Source organism: Streptomyces fradiae ATCC 10745 = DSM 40063 (assembly GCF_008704425.1).
GTDB lineage: Bacteria > Actinomycetota > Actinomycetes > Streptomycetales > Streptomycetaceae > Streptomyces > Streptomyces fradiae.
In genome coordinates, this window is sequence record NZ_CP023696.1 from 4,823,958 (window position 1) to 4,839,403 (window position 15,446).

At 74.8% G+C, this 15,446-nt stretch carries 6 protein-coding genes and 1 pseudogene; 2 read left to right on the forward strand and 5 right to left on the reverse strand.

Going from position 1 to position 15,446, the window contains the following annotated elements; genetic code table 11:
• Positions 1-121: 121 nt before the first annotated feature.
• A pseudogene (gene treS, locus CP974_RS21670) lies at positions 122-1,813 on the reverse strand (maltose alpha-D-glucosyltransferase); the annotation flags it as partial.
• Complete coding sequence (locus CP974_RS21675; RefSeq protein WP_031135469.1) at positions 1,810-3,846, reverse strand: alpha-1,4-glucan--maltose-1-phosphate maltosyltransferase; 2,037 nt, start codon at positions 3,844-3,846, stop codon at positions 1,810-1,812. The gene CP974_RS21675 and the pseudogene treS, both read right to left, overlap by 4 nt.
• Before the next feature lie 518 nt (positions 3,847-4,364).
• Between CP974_RS21675 and glgP the strand changes: the two genes are divergently transcribed.
• On the forward strand, positions 4,365-7,052 hold the full coding sequence (gene glgP, locus CP974_RS21680) for an alpha-glucan family phosphorylase (protein ID WP_085921518.1): 2,688 nt from the start codon (positions 4,365-4,367) through the stop codon (positions 7,050-7,052).
• 399 nt (positions 7,053-7,451) lie between these two features.
• Here the strand turns inward: glgP and CP974_RS21690 are convergent, their stop codons facing one another.
• On the reverse strand, positions 7,452-9,494 hold the full coding sequence (locus CP974_RS21690) for a M4 family metallopeptidase (RefSeq protein ID WP_069978060.1): 2,043 nt from the start codon (positions 9,492-9,494) through the stop codon (positions 7,452-7,454).
• A gap of 705 nt (positions 9,495-10,199) precedes the next feature.
• On the opposite strand from CP974_RS21690, the gene CP974_RS21695 reads away from it, so the two are divergent.
• Positions 10,200-11,051, forward strand: a complete 852-nt coding sequence (locus CP974_RS21695; protein ID WP_037939135.1) for a serine hydrolase domain-containing protein — start codon at positions 10,200-10,202, stop codon at positions 11,049-11,051.
• Between the two features lie 410 nt (positions 11,052-11,461).
• On the opposite strand, the gene CP974_RS21700 is transcribed toward CP974_RS21695, so the two are convergent.
• Together CP974_RS21700 and CP974_RS21705 are read right to left on the reverse strand one after the other, a co-directional pair.
• Positions 11,462-13,429, reverse strand: coding sequence for an ABC transporter ATP-binding protein (locus CP974_RS21700; protein ID WP_166463174.1), 1,968 nt, complete (start codon positions 13,427-13,429; stop codon positions 11,462-11,464).
• Positions 13,426-15,261, reverse strand: coding sequence for an ABC transporter ATP-binding protein (locus CP974_RS21705; protein ID WP_069978067.1), 1,836 nt, complete (start codon positions 15,259-15,261; stop codon positions 13,426-13,428). Before CP974_RS21705 ends, CP974_RS21700 begins: the two co-directional genes overlap by 4 nt.
• Positions 15,262-15,446 lie beyond the last annotated feature (185 nt).

Sequence of the window (15,446 nt, forward strand, 5' to 3'; positions counted from 1 at the left end):
TGCCGCGGGGGGTGCCGGCCGGGGTGGGGGCCGACGGGGCGCCGGGGGTCCCGGCGGGGGCGGGGCGGGGGGTGCGCCGGGCGGACCCGTCGGCCCTCGCGGGGAGCGCCGTGTGCGCCGTGTCCGCGCGCAGCCGGAACCAGTAGAAGCCGTGCCCGGCGAGGGTCAGCAGATAGGGCAGCTCGCCGACGGCGGGGAAGCGCACCCCGCCGATCAGCTCCACGGGGTGGAGGCCGTCGAACCGCCGCAGGTCCAGCTCGGTCGGCTGCGGGAAGCGCGAGAAGTTGTGCACGCACATCACCAGGTCGTCGCCGTACTCGCGGAGGAAGGCGAGGACGGCCGGGTTCGACGAGGGCAGCTCGGTGTACGAGCCGAGCCCGAAGGCCGGGTTCTGCTTGCGGATCTCGATCATCCGGCGGGTCCAGTGCAGCAGCGACGACGGCGAGGCCATCGACGCCTCCACGTTGGTCACCTGGTAGCCGTAGACCGGGTCCATGATGGTCGGCAGGTAGAGCCGCCCCGGATCGCAGGAGGAGAAGCCGGCGTTGCGGTCGGGCGTCCACTGCATCGGGGTCCGCACGGCGTCCCGGTCGCCCAGCCAGATGTTGTCGCCCATGCCGATCTCGTCGCCGTAGTAGAGGATCGGCGAGCCGGGCAGGGAGAGCAGCAGCGCGGTGAACAGCTCGATCTGGTTGCGGTCGTTGTCCAGGAGCGGGGCCAGCCGCCGCCGGATGCCGATGTTGGCGCGCATCCGCGGGTCCTTGGCGTACTCCGCGTACATGTAGTCGCGCTCCTCGTCGGTGACCATCTCCAGGGTCAGCTCGTCGTGGTTGCGCAGGAAGATGCCCCACTGGCAGTTCTCCGGGATCGCCGGGGTCTTGGCCAGGATCTCGGAGACGGGGTAGCGGGACTCCCTCCGCACCGCCATGAAGATGCGCGGCATCACCGGGAAGTGGAACGCCATGTGGCACTCGTCGCCGCCCCCGGCGAAGTCGCCGAAGTAGTCGACGACGTCCTCCGGCCACTGGTTGGCCTCGGCGAGCAGCACCGTGTCCGGGTAGGCGGCGTCGATCTCCTTGCGGACCCGCTTCAGGAAGGCGTGGGTCGCCGGGAGGTTCTCGCAGTTGGTGCCTTCCTCCTGGTAGAGGTACGGCACGGCGTCGAGGCGGAAGCCGTCGATGCCCAGGTCCAGCCAGAACCGCAGCGCGGACAGGATCTCCTGCTGCACGGCCGGGTTCTCGTAGTTGAGGTCCGGCTGGTGCGAGAAGAACCGGTGCCAGTAGTACTGCTTGCGCACCGGGTCGAAGGTCCAGTTGGACGTCTCGGTGTCGACGAAGATGATCCGGGCGTCCTGGTACTGCTTGTCGTCGTCGGCCCAGACGTAGTAGTCGCCGTAGGGGCCGTCCGGGTTGGCGCGGGACTCCTGGAACCACGGGTGCTGGTCGCTGGTGTGGTTCATCACGAAGTCGATGATCACCCGCATGCCGCGCTGGTGCGCGGCGTCCACGAACTCGACGAAGTCCGCCAGGTCACCGAAGTCCGGCAGCACCGACGTGTAGTCGGCCACGTCGTAACCGCCGTCGCGGAGCGGGGACTTGAAGAAGGGCGGCAGCCAGAGGCAGTCGACCCCCAGCCACTGCAGGTAGTCCAGTCTGGCCGTGAGGCCCCTCAGGTCGCCGATGCCGTCGCCGTTGCTGTCCTGGAAGGAGCGGACCAGCACCTCGTAGAACACGGCCCGCTTGAACCAGTCGGGGTCCCGGTCCTTGGCGGGGGTGTCCTCGAACGTGTCGTGGACGGGCTCGTTCACGGTCATGATGTGGGTGACCCTCCGATCGGGGGAGACGGTCGCAGGACCGAACGGTGCGGATCCGCGGGGAAGCCCCCGGACGACCGGCACACCACCAGCACGTGCGCGGGTCTGACACCCGGCTCCAGGCGCACATAGTTGGTCCTGCCCCAGTGATATGTGTCGCCGGTGAGCTCGTCGCGCACCGGTACGGTCTCGTGCCAGTCGAGGCCGAGATCCGGCATGTCCAACGAAACCGTCGCCTCCTGGGTGTGGTGGGGGTCGAGGTTCACGACCACCAGAACCACGTTCGAACCCCGCCGCTTGCTGTACGCGATGACCGCGTCGTTGTCGGCGTGGTGGAAGCGGAGGTTCCGAAGCCGCCGCAGCGCCGGGTGGCGGCGCCGCAGCCGGTTGAGCGTGGTGATGAGCGGGGCGATGCTGCGGCCCTCCCGCTCGGCGGCGGCCCAGTCGCGCGGCCGCAGCTGGTACTTCTCCGAGTCGAGGTACTCCTCGCTCCCCTCCCGCAGCGGGGTGTTCTCGCACAGCTCGTACCCGGCGTACATCCCCCACGTCGGCGACAGCGTGGCCGCGAGCACCGCCCGCACCTCGAACGCGGGCCGCCCGCCGTGCTGGAGGTACGCGGGCAGGATGTCGGGCGTGTTCACGAAGAGGTTCGGCCGCATGGAGGCGGCGCTCTCCCCGGACAGCTCCGTCAGGTACTCGGTCAGCTCGTGCTTGGTGTTGCGCCAGGTGAAGTAGGTGTACGACTGCTGGAAGCCGATCTCGCCGAGCGTGCGCATCATCGCCGGCCGGGTGAACGCCTCCGCCAGGAAGATCACGTCCGGGTCGGTGCGGTTGACCGCGGCGATGACCTTCTGCCAGAACACCACCGGCTTGGTGTGCGGGTTGTCCACGCGGAAGATCCGCACGCCGTGCGCCATCCAGTGCCGCAGCACCCGGACCGTCTCGCGGACGATCCCGCGCATGTCCTCGTCGAACGCGACGGGATAGATGTCCTGGTACTTCTTCGGCGGGTTCTCCGCGTACGCGATCGAGCCGTCCGCCCGGCGCCGGAACCACGCCGGGCGCCTGCGCACCCACGGGTGGTCCGGGGAGCACTGGAGGGCGAAGTCCAGGGCGACCTCCAGGCGCAGCTCCCGCGCCCGCGCCACGAACGCGTCGAAGTCCTCCAGCGTCCCCAGGTCCGGGTGGACCGCGTCGTGCCCGCCGGCGGCCGAACCGATCGCCCACGGCACGCCCGGGTCGCCCGGCCCGGCGGTCAGGGAGTTGTTCGGGCCCTTGCGGTGCGTCGTGCCGATCGGGTGGATCGGCGGCAGGTACACCACGTCGAAGCCCATCGCGGCGATGGCCGGCAGCCGCTCGGCCGCCGTGCGGAACGTCCCCGGCACCAGGCGGCCGTCCGCGTCCTCGTACGCCCCCTCGGAGCGGGGGAACATCTCGTACCAGGACCCGAACAGCGCCCGCTCCCGCTCCACCAGCAGCGGCAGCGGCTTCGAGGCGCTCACCAGTTCGCGCAGCGGGTGCCGGTCCAGGGCCTGGCGCACCTCCACCGCCAGCGCGGCGGCCAGCCGGTCGGCGGGGGAGCGGCGCACGTCCCGCAGCGCGTCCACCGCCGCCAGGACGGCCTCGCGCCCCTCGTCCTTGGGGACCCCGTCCGCCGCCCGCTCGTGCAGCGCGGCGCCCTCGGCCAGGACCAGCTCCGTGTCGATGCCGGCCGGGATCTTGATCCCCGCCTCGTGGCGCCAGGTGGCGACCGGGTCGCCCCACGCCTCCACGTGGTAGGTCCACAGCCCCTCGCAGTCCGGTGTGACGTCGGCGCCCCACCGGTCCGTGCCGGGCGCCAGCTCCCGCATCGGCGTGAACGGGCCGGTCCGACCCGCCGGGTCGGTGAGCACCGCGTTCGCGGCGACGGCGTCATGGCCCTCGCGGAAGACCGTGGCCGACACCTGGAAGGTCTCACCGGCCACCGCCTTGGCGGGCCGTCTGCCGCGGTCGACGGCGGGGGAGACGTCCAGGACGGGGATACGACCAATCAGCGCGTTCACAGCATCACCTGAGGGTTGCCTACGGGGTATCGCTCTTTGTAACGGCTTCGTTGCGGCGTGGTGCGTCGCGGGCATCACCGCTCCTCTCCGGTTTCACTCGGGTGGGCGGGTACCGGGGGAGCCTTCCCCCGCGCCTCTGGTGGGCAATCCGGGGGTTTCCCGGCCCGGGGGACCGTATGGCGTCGGGCCAGACGGCCGAGAACCGCTCTCGTTCGGCTGATTCCGTATGCCGGCGCCCGCCGGGAGTGTCGGGTGCGGCGGACGGGGCGAGCCGCCCGGGTGACCGCGCCCCGCCGTGCGCCGCCGCGCTCCGTCCACCAACGGGCGCACGCCGCGACACGCCCGGCTCGTACGTGCTCCCCCGAATGCGCCCTGCGAGCCCCCCGTGCCTCGCGCGCCCCGCGCCGTGGCCGCGCGCGGCGCCGTGGCACTACCGTCGGGCCGGGACGCCGGACGCATACCGTGGTGCGTCCGCCACTGTACGTATCTCCCCTGCGAAGGTGGAACACGTGAAGGCCATCCGTCGATTCACCGTCCGCCCCGTCCTGCCCGACCCCCTGCGACCCCTCTGCGACCTCGCGCGGAACCTGCGCTGGTCCTGGCACGCCGAGACCCGAGAGCTCTTCCAGGCCGTCGACCCCGAGGGGTGGCGCGCGTCCGGCGGCGACCCCGTGCGGCTCCTCGGCACCGTCTCCGCCGCCCGCCTCGGCGAGCTGGCCAGGGACCGCAGGTTCCTGCGCCGCCTGACCGCCGCCGCCGACGACCTCGACGACTACCTGCACGGCCGCCGCTGGTACCAGAGCCGGACCGCCGGCGACCGGGCCGCGGGCGACCGGACCGTCGGCGACCGGACCGCCGGCGGCGAGGCCGCCGACGAACCGCCCGCCGCCATCGCGTACTTCTCGCCCGAGTTCGGCGTCACCGCCGCCCTGCCGCAGTACTCCGGCGGCCTCGGCATCCTCGCCGGCGACCACCTCAAGGCCGCCAGCGACCTCGGCGTCCCGCTCATCGGCGTCGGCCTGCTCTACCGGCACGGCTACTTCCGCCAGTCCCTCTCCCGCGACGGCTGGCAGCAGGAGCACTACCCGCTCCTCGACCCCAACGAGCTCCCGCTGACCCTGCTGCGCCGCCCCGACGGCGCCCCCGTCCGCGTCGGCCTCGCCCTGCCCGGCGGCGGCTCCCTCCACGCCCACGTGTGGGTGGCGCAGGTGGGCCGCGTCCCGCTGCTGATGCTCGACTCGGACGTCGAGGAGAACGGGCCCGGCGAACGGAACGTCACCGACCGGCTGTACGGCGGCGGCAGCGAGCACCGGCTCCTGCAGGAGATGCTGCTGGGGATGGGGGGCGTCCGGGCCGTGCGGGCGTACTGCGCCGTCACCGGCCACCCCGCCCCCGAGGTGTTCCACACCAACGAGGGCCACGCCGGCTTCCTGGGCCTGGAGCGCATCCGGGAGCTCACCGACCGGGGCACCGGCTTCGACGCCGCCCTGGAGGCCGTGCGGGCCGGGACCGTCTTCACCACCCACACGCCCGTCCCCGCCGGCATCGACCGCTTCGACCGCGAGCTGGTCGCCCGCCACTTCGGACCGGGGGCGGAGCTGCCCGGCGTGGACGTCGGCCGCGTCCTCCAGCTCGGCCGCGAGACCTACCCGGGCGGCGACCCCGGCGTCTTCAACATGGCCGTCATGGGGCTGCGCCTCGCCCAGCGGGCCAACGGCGTCTCCACCCTGCACGGCGCCGTCAGCCGCTCGATGTTCGCCGGGCTCTGGCCGGGCTTCGACCCCGAGGAGGTGCCCATCACCTCCATCACCAACGGCGTCCACGCCCCCACCTGGGTGGCGCCCGAGGTGCTGCGCCTCGGCGCCCGGCGGATCGGCGCCCACCGCGCCGAGGACGCCCTCAGTGTGGGCGGCTCGCAGCGCTGGGACGCCGTCGCCGACCTCGACGACACCGCGATCTGGGAGCTGCGCCGCGAACTGCGCGAGCAGCTCGTCCACGAGGTGCGGGCCCGGCTGCGCGCCTCCTGGCGGGAGCGCGGCGCCGCCTCGGCCGAACTGGGCTGGATCGACGGGGTCCTCGACCCCGACGTCCTCACCATCGGCTTCGCCCGCCGCGTCCCCTCGTACAAGCGGCTGACGCTGATGCTGCGCGACCGAGACCGGCTGCGGGAGATGCTGCTCCACCCGACGCGGCCCGTGCAGATCGTCGTCGCCGGCAAGGCCCACCCGGCCGACGACGGCGGCAAGCGGCTGGTGCGGGAGATGGTCCGGTTCGCCGACGACCCGCGGGTGCGCCACCGCATCGTCTTCCTGCCGGACTACGGCATGGCGATGGCCAAGAAGCTCTACCCCGGCTGCGACGTGTGGCTGAACAACCCGCTGCGGCCGCTGGAGGCGTGCGGGACGAGCGGGATGAAGGCGGCGCTCAACGGCTGCCTCAACCTGTCCGTGCGCGACGGCTGGTGGGACGAGTGGTACGACCCCGACTTCGGCTGGGCCATCCCCACCGCCGACGGGCCCACCACCGACGAGGACCGCCGCGACGACCTGGAGGCGCACGCCCTGTACGAGCTGATCGAGCAGCGCGTGGCGCCCCGCTTCTACGACCGCGGTGCCAACGGGCTGCCCGAGCGGTGGATCGAGATGGTGCGCCGCACCCTGGCCTCCCTGGGGCCCAAGGTGCTGGCGGGGCGCATGGTGCGGGAGTACGTGGAGCGGCTGTACACCCCGGCCGCGCGGGCGCACCGGGCCATGACCCCGGACGCGGCGGGCGAGCTGGCGGAGTGGAAGGCCCGGGTGCGCGCCGCCTGGCCGGGGGTGGCCGTCGACCACGTGGAGGTCGACGAGGTGAGCGAGATCGCCGAACTGGGGTCGACGCTCGCCCTGCGGGTGCGGGTCACCCTCGGCGACCTGACGCCGGAGGACGTGGAGGTGCAGGCGGTCGCGGGCCGGGTGGACACCCGCGACGGGCTCGCCGACGCGCGGGCGTTCCCGCTGAAGCCCGCGGGCGGCGGCGGGCCCGACCAGCAGGGCCGCTGGGCGTACGAGGGGCCGCTGACGCTGGACCGCACCGGCCCCTTCGGCTACACCGTCCGGGTCCTGCCCGCGCACCGGCTGCTCACGGCCGGGGTGGACCTGGGCCTGGTCGCCCTGCCGGCCGATTCGGCGGCGGACGGCGCGGGGGTGCTGCTGCGCTGAGGGGCGGGCCGGCCGGGGCCGGCCGGCCGGTGCGCGGCTCCGCGTCGGTGCCGGGGGCCTTCGAGGGCCGTCGCCCCCTCCCCACGCGGGGGGCGACGGGCCCGCGCCCAGCCTGCCGCGCGGGGCCCGGTCCGGACATCCTCCCCCGGTCCCGGTCGCCTCGGCCGTGCGACGGAGGCGCGGGCGGTACCGGAGGACGAGCCGCGTGCCGGAGGCCCGTGCCGCCCGGCTTGGCTCCGTGCCGCCCGGTGCCGCCCGGCTTCGCGCCGTGCCGCCCGGCTTCGCGCCGTTCGGGCGCCGTGCGCGGGCCCGGTCGTGGGGCGGGGCGCGCACGCGTGAGGCCGCCGCCCCTGGGGGCGGCGGCCTCGTGCCGGTGCGGGGCGGCCTCGCGGCCGGGGCCTACGGGAAGGTCAGCTTGAAGCCGTTGATGTAGCCGGTGTCGTAGCGGGCCGTGTCCTGGACGCGGAGCTTCCAGGTGCCGTTGGCGACCTCGCTGGACGCGTCGACGGTGTACGTCTCCTGGACGTTGTCGGCGGAGTCGCCGCCGCTGGCGTTCTTCAGGCGGTACGCGGTGCCGTCCGGGGCCACGAGGTCGACGACCAGGTCGCCGCGCCAGGTGTGGACGATGTCCACGCCGACCTTCAGGGCGGAGGGCGCGTTGCCGGTGACGCCGGTGACGTTGACGGACGAGGTGACGGCCGCGCCCGCGTCGGGGATGCTCACGTCGGCGGTGTTCTCGAAGACCTTGCCGCCGGGGTCGCCGCCGCCGCCCGGCCGGGCGCCGACGTTGACGCCGGCCCAGGCGTGCTCGACGGCCAGGACCTCGGGGCTGCCCGCCCCGTACAGCTCGGTGGCCACGGCGACCGTGCCGGCGCGGGCGCCCGCGTAGTTGGTGGTGCTGGTGAACTTGGTGGTGAGCGCCTTGAACCAGATCAGCGCGGCCTTGTCGCGGCCGATGCCGGTGACGGGCAGGCCGTCGGAGGTCGGCGAGTCGTAGCTGACGCCGTTGACCGTCTTGGCGCCGCTGCCCTCGGAGAGCAGGTAGAACCAGTGGTTGGCGGGGCCCGACGAGTAGTGCACGTCGACGCTGCCGATGCCGGAGTACCAGTAGTCCTTGGACGAGCCGTCCCTGCTGGGCTTGTCCATGTAGCGCAGCGGGGTGCCGTTGCCGCGGATGTCGATCTTCTCGCCGACCAGGTAGTCGCCGACGTCCTTGCTGTTGTTGGCGTGGAACTCGACGGCGGCGGCGAAGATGTCGGAGGTCGCCTCGTTCAGGCCGCCGGACTCGCCGCTGTAGACCAGCCGGGCGGTGTTCGAGGTCAGACCGTGGGTCATCTCGTGCGCGGCCACGTCGATCGAGGTGAGCGGCTTGGCGTTGTTGGCGCCGTCGCCGTACGTCATGCAGAAGCAGCTGTCCTGCCAGAACGCGTTGACGTAGTTGTTGCCGTAGTGGACCCGCGAGTACGCGCCGACGCCGTCGCCCCGGATGCCGGAGCGGCCGTGCACGTTCTTGTAGTAGTCCCAGGTGAGGGCGGCGCCGTAGTGGGCGTCGGCGCCGGCCGTCTCCAGGTTGGACGGGGTGCCGTCGCCCCAGGTGTCGTCGGAGCCGGAGAACAGCGTGCCGGTGCCGGAGGAGCCCCGGTTCAGGTTGTACGTCTTGTGGCCGCCGCGCGCGGTGTCGGTCAGCGTGTACGAGCTGCCCGACTGGGCGGTGCCCAGCGTGACCTGGCCGCTGTACATGGTGTTGCCGGTGCCGTTGTGGACGGCCTGCCACTCGTAGAGCTTCTCGCCGGTGGCGGCGTCGGTGACCACGTGCAGCTCGTTGGGCGTGCCGTCGTGCTGGAGGCCCCCGACGACGGTCTCGTACGCCAGGACGGGCTTGCCCTCGGCGAGCCAGACGACCTTGCGGGGCGCGCTCTCGGGGGCCGACGCCTTGGAGCCCTCGGCGCGGGCGGCGGCGACCGCCTGGCGCTCGGCCGCGGCCGGGGCGACGTCGGCGGTGGTGTCGACGTTCCGCAGCTCCGCGCGGGACGCCTTGGCGACGCCCTCGGTGCGGCCCGCCTTGTCCTCCGTGACCACGAGGTCGCCGCCGAGGACGGGCAGTCCGGCGTAGGTCCGCTCGTAGCGCGTGTGGGTGGTTCCGTCGCGGTCCTGGACCACGTCGCGGACGACCAGCTTCTCCTGGGCGCCGAGGCCCAGTTCCCTCGCCTTCGCGGCCTTCTCGGCGTCGGCCGCGCGGATCAGCGCGGTGCGCTGGGCGGGGGTGAGGTCGGCGGGGAGGGAGCCGGGGTCGGCCTGCGCGCCGGCCTGGAGCCTGGGGGCCGGGGAGCCGAGGCCGTCGGCGGCGGTGGCCGGGCCGGTCTGGACGCCCACGGCGAGCATGGCGGCCGCGGCGACGAGGGCGCCGGTGGCGGTCGCGCGACGGGATGGCGTGGATCTCACGCGGAACTCCTTTGCGAGGGGGGTACCGGGGCGGGGTGGGCCCACGGGGCGTGCAAACAGAGCTGGCGGAGCGGGGTTGGGAGAACGGGGGAAGAGTGGCACCGCACAGGCGTACGTGTCAGGAGCGCGTCAAAAGGTTGGCCGGAAATCGTCCGTTGCTCGAAAGTCCGAGTCCGTTAACCGGACGTCAACTCGACGTAAAGGCGGCCGTGCCCGCACCGGGAGGCGTGGCGGGCGCCGGGCGGCCGGGTGGTGACGCGTACGCGGCGCTGATCGTCGCCGGGTGGCGCGGGTCCGTCCCCGCGGCGTGCGGGACGGGCCGTGGCGGCGGGGGCCGCCCTGCCCGGGACCCTCGATGGGGGCCCTGGCGGGGTGGCGGCGAGGCGTGGCCGGAAATGGCCCATGGCACACGATCGGCCCTGGGCGGGTGAGACTTGGGTCCGAACACGAGACCGAGAAGAGGAAACCGGTGACCACCCTGATCCGCCCGTCCACACCCCCCGACCACCGCCCCGGCGGGCCCCCGGACGGACGCGCGGCGCCCGGATCGGACGCGGGACCGGGCGCCGGTGCGGCCGGGCGCGGTGCGCGTGCGGTGACGGCGGATGGGCGCGGTGCGCGTGCGGTGACGGTGGCCCGGCCGGATAGGCGCGGCGGCCTTCGGCCGGGTGTGCGCGCGGCTGCCTGGGGACCGGGGGCCCGCCGGTGAGCCTCCTCCCCTTCGCCCGCCCCGTCCCGCTGTGCGTCCTGCGCTCCGGCGCGGAGCCGCGCGCCGAACACGGCCACGATCCCGACCGGTTCGTCGAGATCGGGTCGCTCACCAAGGTCCTGACCGGCACCGCCCTCGTCCGGATGGCCGCGGCGGGGCTGCTGGACGTGGACGACCCGGTGGAGCGGTGGCTGCCGGCCGCGCCCCCGTCCGGCATCACCCTGCGCCACCTGGCGGACCACACCTCCGGCCTGCCCCGGCTGCCTCCGGCCCTGGGGCCGCGTCGCGACCCGTACGCCCCGTTCACCGCCGAGGCGCTGGGCGCGACGCTGCCCCGTCTCGACCGGCTCGCCACGCGCCCGGCCGGGGAGGGCACCGAGTACTCCAACCTCGGGTACGCGGTGCTGGGCGCCGCCCTCGCCGCAGCCGCGCGGCAGCCGTATCCGGACCTCCTGCGCGCCCACGTCCTCGAACCGCTGGGCGTCGCCGACGCGGTCGCGGTGACCCCGCCGGAGAGCCGGGCCCTGCGCGCGAGGGGCCTTCTCGGACGGGTGCGCGGCTCGTGGACCATGGACGGGGCCATCCTGCCCGCCGGGGGCCTGTGGGCCACGCCCCGCGCCCTCGCGGCGGTGGTGCGCGGGCTGCTCGTGGAGCGGGCGCTCGGCGAGCCCGCCCCCTCCTGGCAGACGGCCGGGGACATCCGCTGGCACAACGGCGCCACCCGGCACGCCTCCGCTTTCGCCGGGGCGGTCACCGGCAGCGGGGAGTGGGTGCTGGTCCACCGGCTGGGCGGCAGCCCCGAGGAGACCGACCGGATCGGCGCCGCGCTGCTCACCGGGCGGGCCTGAGAGGCCCGGCCCGGCGCCGGCCGGATGTGCCGGGCCGGATGCGCCGGGCCGGGTACGCCGGGCTGATGTGCGGTGCCGCGTGCGCCGCGGCGGCCGCGGCGGCCCGGGGCGGTGCCTCCCGGGCGGGCCCGGTGGCGCGCCCCGGAGGCGCCGGGCATCCCGGCCCGCCGCACCCCGCCCGCCGCACCCCGCACCCGAACCGCCGCACCCCGCACCCGGCCCGGCGGCTTCGACAGGGGGCCGCGCCGGGCCGCCGGTCCTCCGGCTCGGGGGCCGCGCCCCGCACCCGCCGCCGCGCGTCCGGCCCGGATGCCGCGGCCCAAGGGCCGCGCCGCGCCCCAGGCGCGGTGCCCGCGGGGCGCGCCGCGCCCCAGGGGCGGTGCGCCCCGCGCCGGACCGGTCCCGCCGCCTCAGCCGACCAGGCTCTCCCGCCACGCCCGGTGCAGCCCGGCGAACCGGCCGTCCCCGGCGATGAGCCGCTCGGGCGGGCCGTCCTCCACGATCCGCCCGTCCTCCATCACCAGCACCCGGTCCGCGATCTCCACCGTGGACAGCCGGTGCGCGATCACCACCGCCGTACGGCCGTGCAGCACCGTGTCCATCGCGTGCTGCACCGCCCGTTCGCCGGGGATGTCCAGCGAGCTGGTCGCCTCGTCGAGGATCAGCACCCCCGGATCGGCCAGCAGCGCGCGGGCGAACGCCACCAGCTGCCGCTGCCCCGCCGAGATGCGCCCGCCGCGCTTGCGCACGTCCGTGTCGTACCCGTCGGGGAGCGCCGCGATGAAGTCGTGCGCGCCGATCGCCTTCGCGGCGCGCTCGACCTCCTCCCGCGTCGCGTCCGGCCGGCCGATCGCGATGTTCTCCGCCACCGTCCCCGAGAACAGGAACGCCTCCTGCGTCACCATCACCACGCCGCGCCGCAGCTCGGGCGAGGGCAGCTCCCGCAGGTCGACGCCGTCGAGCAGGACCCGCCCCTCCGACGGGTCGTAGAAGCGGGCCAGCAGCTTCGCCAGCGTCGACTTGCCCGCGCCCGTCGAGCCCACCACGGCCACCGTCTGCCCCGCCGGAAGCGTCAGGTCGAAGCGCGGCAGCACCTCGCCTCCCGTCCGGTACGCGAAGCTGACGCCCTCGAAGACGACCTCCCTGCCGGGTGCCCCCGAGGGTCGGGGCGGCAGCTCCCGCGCCGCCTCCGGCTCCGGCTCGGGCACGGTCGGGCGCTGGGCCAGCAGGCCGGCGATCTTCTCCAGGGAGGCGGCGGCCGACTCGTACGCGTTGAGGAACATCCCCAGCCGGTCGATCGGGTCGTACAGCCGCCGCATGTACAGCACGGCCGCCGCGAGCACGCCCAGCGCCAGCGTGCCGTCCGCGACCCGGTAGGCGCCCCACAGCACCATGCCGGCGACGGCCGTGTTGGCGACCAGCCGGGAGCCCACCACGTACCGGGCCATCTCCAGGATCGCGTCGCCGTTGCGCCGCTCGTGACGGCGGTTCAGCGCGCCGAAGACCTCGTCGTTGGACCGCTCCCGGCGGAACGCCCGGACCGGCCGGATGCCGTTCATGGTCTCCGCGAACTTGACGATGACCGCGGCGATGGCGGTGGAGCGGGCGCTGAACGCCGCCGACGCCCGGCGCCGGTACATCCGCACCAGCAGGTACAGCGGCACGAACGAGGCGACCGCGACCGCGCCGATGCCCAGGTCCAGCCAGAGCAGGATCAGCGAGATGCTGACGAACGACAGCACCACGTTGACCAGCTCCTGCAGGCCCTCGCTCAGCAGCTCGCGCAGCGACTCCACATCGGTCGTCGACCGCGAGATGAGCCGCCCCGACGTGTACCGCTCGTGGAAGTCCACGCTCAGCGCCTGCGCGTGGCGGAAGATCCGGCCCCGCAGGTCGAGCAGCACGTCCTGGTTGACCCGCGCCGACGCGGCGACGAAGGCGTACTGGAACAGCCCGGCGCCCAGCGCGCACAGCGCGTACCCGGCGGCCACCGCGACCACCGGCCCGTGGTCGCCCTGCCGCAGCGCGGGCACGGCCCGGTCGATGGCGTACGCCACGAGCAGCGGGCCCGCCTGCACGGCCGCCTGCTGGAGGAGGAGCATCAGCGCAGCCACCGCCACCCGGCCGCGCCGGGGCGCCAGCAGCGACCGGAGCAGTGCGCCCGTCGCCCCCTTCGGTGCGGGCAGCGCGTCCCGGTCGAACGGGTCCCGCCCGCCCTGCCCGCCCTGGCCGTCCCGCCCGTCCTCCCCGTCCCGGCCGTCGCGCCCGTCCCGTCCGGCGGGGCCGCCGGCCCCGCCGCTCCCGTCGGCGGCGCGCGCGGCCTCCCCGCTTCCCGCGGGTTCCTCGTGCTCGCGCAGCGCCTGGTCCTGAGCCGTCATCGCCCGCCCTCCTCAGCGCCCGCCGCGCCCGTGCCCGCGGGCGCACCCGACATCAGCCACGCGTACTCGGCACTGGTCCGCAGCAGCTCCTGGTGCGTGCCGACCGCCGCGATCCGGCCCTCCGACAGCAGCGCCACCCGGTCCGCCAGCAGCACCGTGGACGGGCGGTGCGCCACCACCAGCGCCGTCGTGTCCCGCAGCACCTCCCGCAGCGCGGCCTCCACCAGCGCCTCGGTGTGCACGTCCAGCGCGGAGAGCGGGTCGTCCAGGACCAGGAACCGGGGGCCGCCCGCGACCGCGCGCGCCAGCGCCAGCCGCTGCCGCTGCCCGCCGGACAGGCTCAGCCCCTGCTCGCCCACCTCGGTCGCGGTCCCGTGCGGCAGGTCCGCGACGAACCGGGCCTGCGCCACCTCCAGCGCGCGCCGCAGCTCCGTGTCACCCGCCTCGGGTCCCGCGCCCATGAGCACGTTCTCCCGGACGCTCGCCGAGAACAGCGTCGGCTCCTCGAAGGCGACCGCCACCAGCGACCGCAGCCGCTCGCGGGGCATCGCCGCGATGTCCTCGCCGTCCAGCAGGATGCGCCCGGCGGTCGGCTCGTACAGCCGGGGCACCAGCGCCGTGAGCGTCGTCTTGCCCGACCCCGTCGCGCCCACCAGCGCCAGCGTCTCGCCCGGCCGGACGCGCAGGTCCACCCCGCGCAGGACGGGCGGGGAGCCCTCGGGCGCGTCCGGGTAGCGGAACACCACCCCCTCGAACACCAACCCGCCCGCGTCCCGGGGCCCCGCGGGCGCGGGCGCCGTCGCGGCCGGGGCGCGGCCGGCGGACTCCTCCGCCTGGTCCATCACCTCGAAGTACCGCTCCGTCGCCGTCGCCGCCTCCTGGCTCATCGCCAGCAGGAAGCCGATCGACTCCACCGGCCACCGCAGCGCCAGCGCCGTCGACAGGAACGCCACCAGCGTCCCCGCCGACAGGTCCCCGTCGGCCACCTGCACCGTGCCCAGCACCAGCGCCGCGCCGATCGCCAGCTCCGGGACGGTCGTGATGAACGCCCAGATCCCCGCGAGCAGCCGCGCCTTGTGCAGCTCGGTGCCGCGCAGCCGCCCGGCCAGCACCCGGAAGGCCCGCGCCTGGCTGCGATGGCGCCCGAAGCCCTTCACCACCCGGATGCCGAGCACGCTCTCCTCGACCAGCGTCGTCAGGTCGCCCACCTGGTCCTGGGCCCGCCGCGCGGCCTTGGAGTACCGCGTCTCGAACAGCGAGCAGCCCACCACGAGCGGCACCACCGGCAGCAGCAGCACCAGCCCCAGCGTCCACTCCTGGGCCAGCAGCACCACGAACCCGGCGAGCACCGTCACACCGTTGACGAACAGGAACGTCAGCGGGAACACCAGGAACATCCGCAGCAGCGACAGGTCCGTCGTGCCGCGCGACAGCAGCTGCCCCGAAGCCCACCGGTCGTGGAAGGCCACCGGCAGCCGCTGCAGCCGCCGGAACAGGTCCGCGCGCAGGGCGGCCTCCACCGCCGTGGAGGGGCGCGCCACCAGCCAGCGCCGCAGCCCGAAGAGCAGGGCCTCGACCACGCCGAGCCCCAGCACGGCGAACGCGCCGAGCCACACGCCGTCCGGGTCGCGGTCGGCGACCGGCCCGTCCACCATCCACTTCAGGACCAGCGGGATGACCAGGCTCAGGCAGGACGCCACCACCGCGACCAGCGCGGCGGTGAGGAACCGCCCCTTCACCGGACGCAGGTACGGCCACAGCCGCAGCAGCGAGCGCACGGCGGAGCGCTTGGGGACGGGTGGGCGCGAGGGGGCGAAGGCGGAGGCAGACATCAGGACCGAGACTAGGGTTCGTTACTGACATCGCTCACGCGGTTTTCCGCCGAACGCCCCGCTGTTCACCCCCGTTCACCCCAGGCCGCCCCGTTCACCCCGGGCCACCCCCGTTCACCCCCCGACCACCCCCGTTCACCCCCGGCCGCCCCGTGCCTCCCCGACCGCCATCGGCACGCGCCCCC

Coding starts and splice junctions, on each gene's coding strand:
- CP974_RS21705 (WP_069978067.1), bottom strand. CDS start 15,261: ATGTCTGCCTCCGCCTTCGCCCCCTCGCGCCCACCCGTCCCCAAGCGC.
- CP974_RS21700 (WP_166463174.1), bottom strand. CDS start 13,429: ATGACGGCTCAGGACCAGGCGCTGCGCGAGCACGAGGAACCCGCGGGA.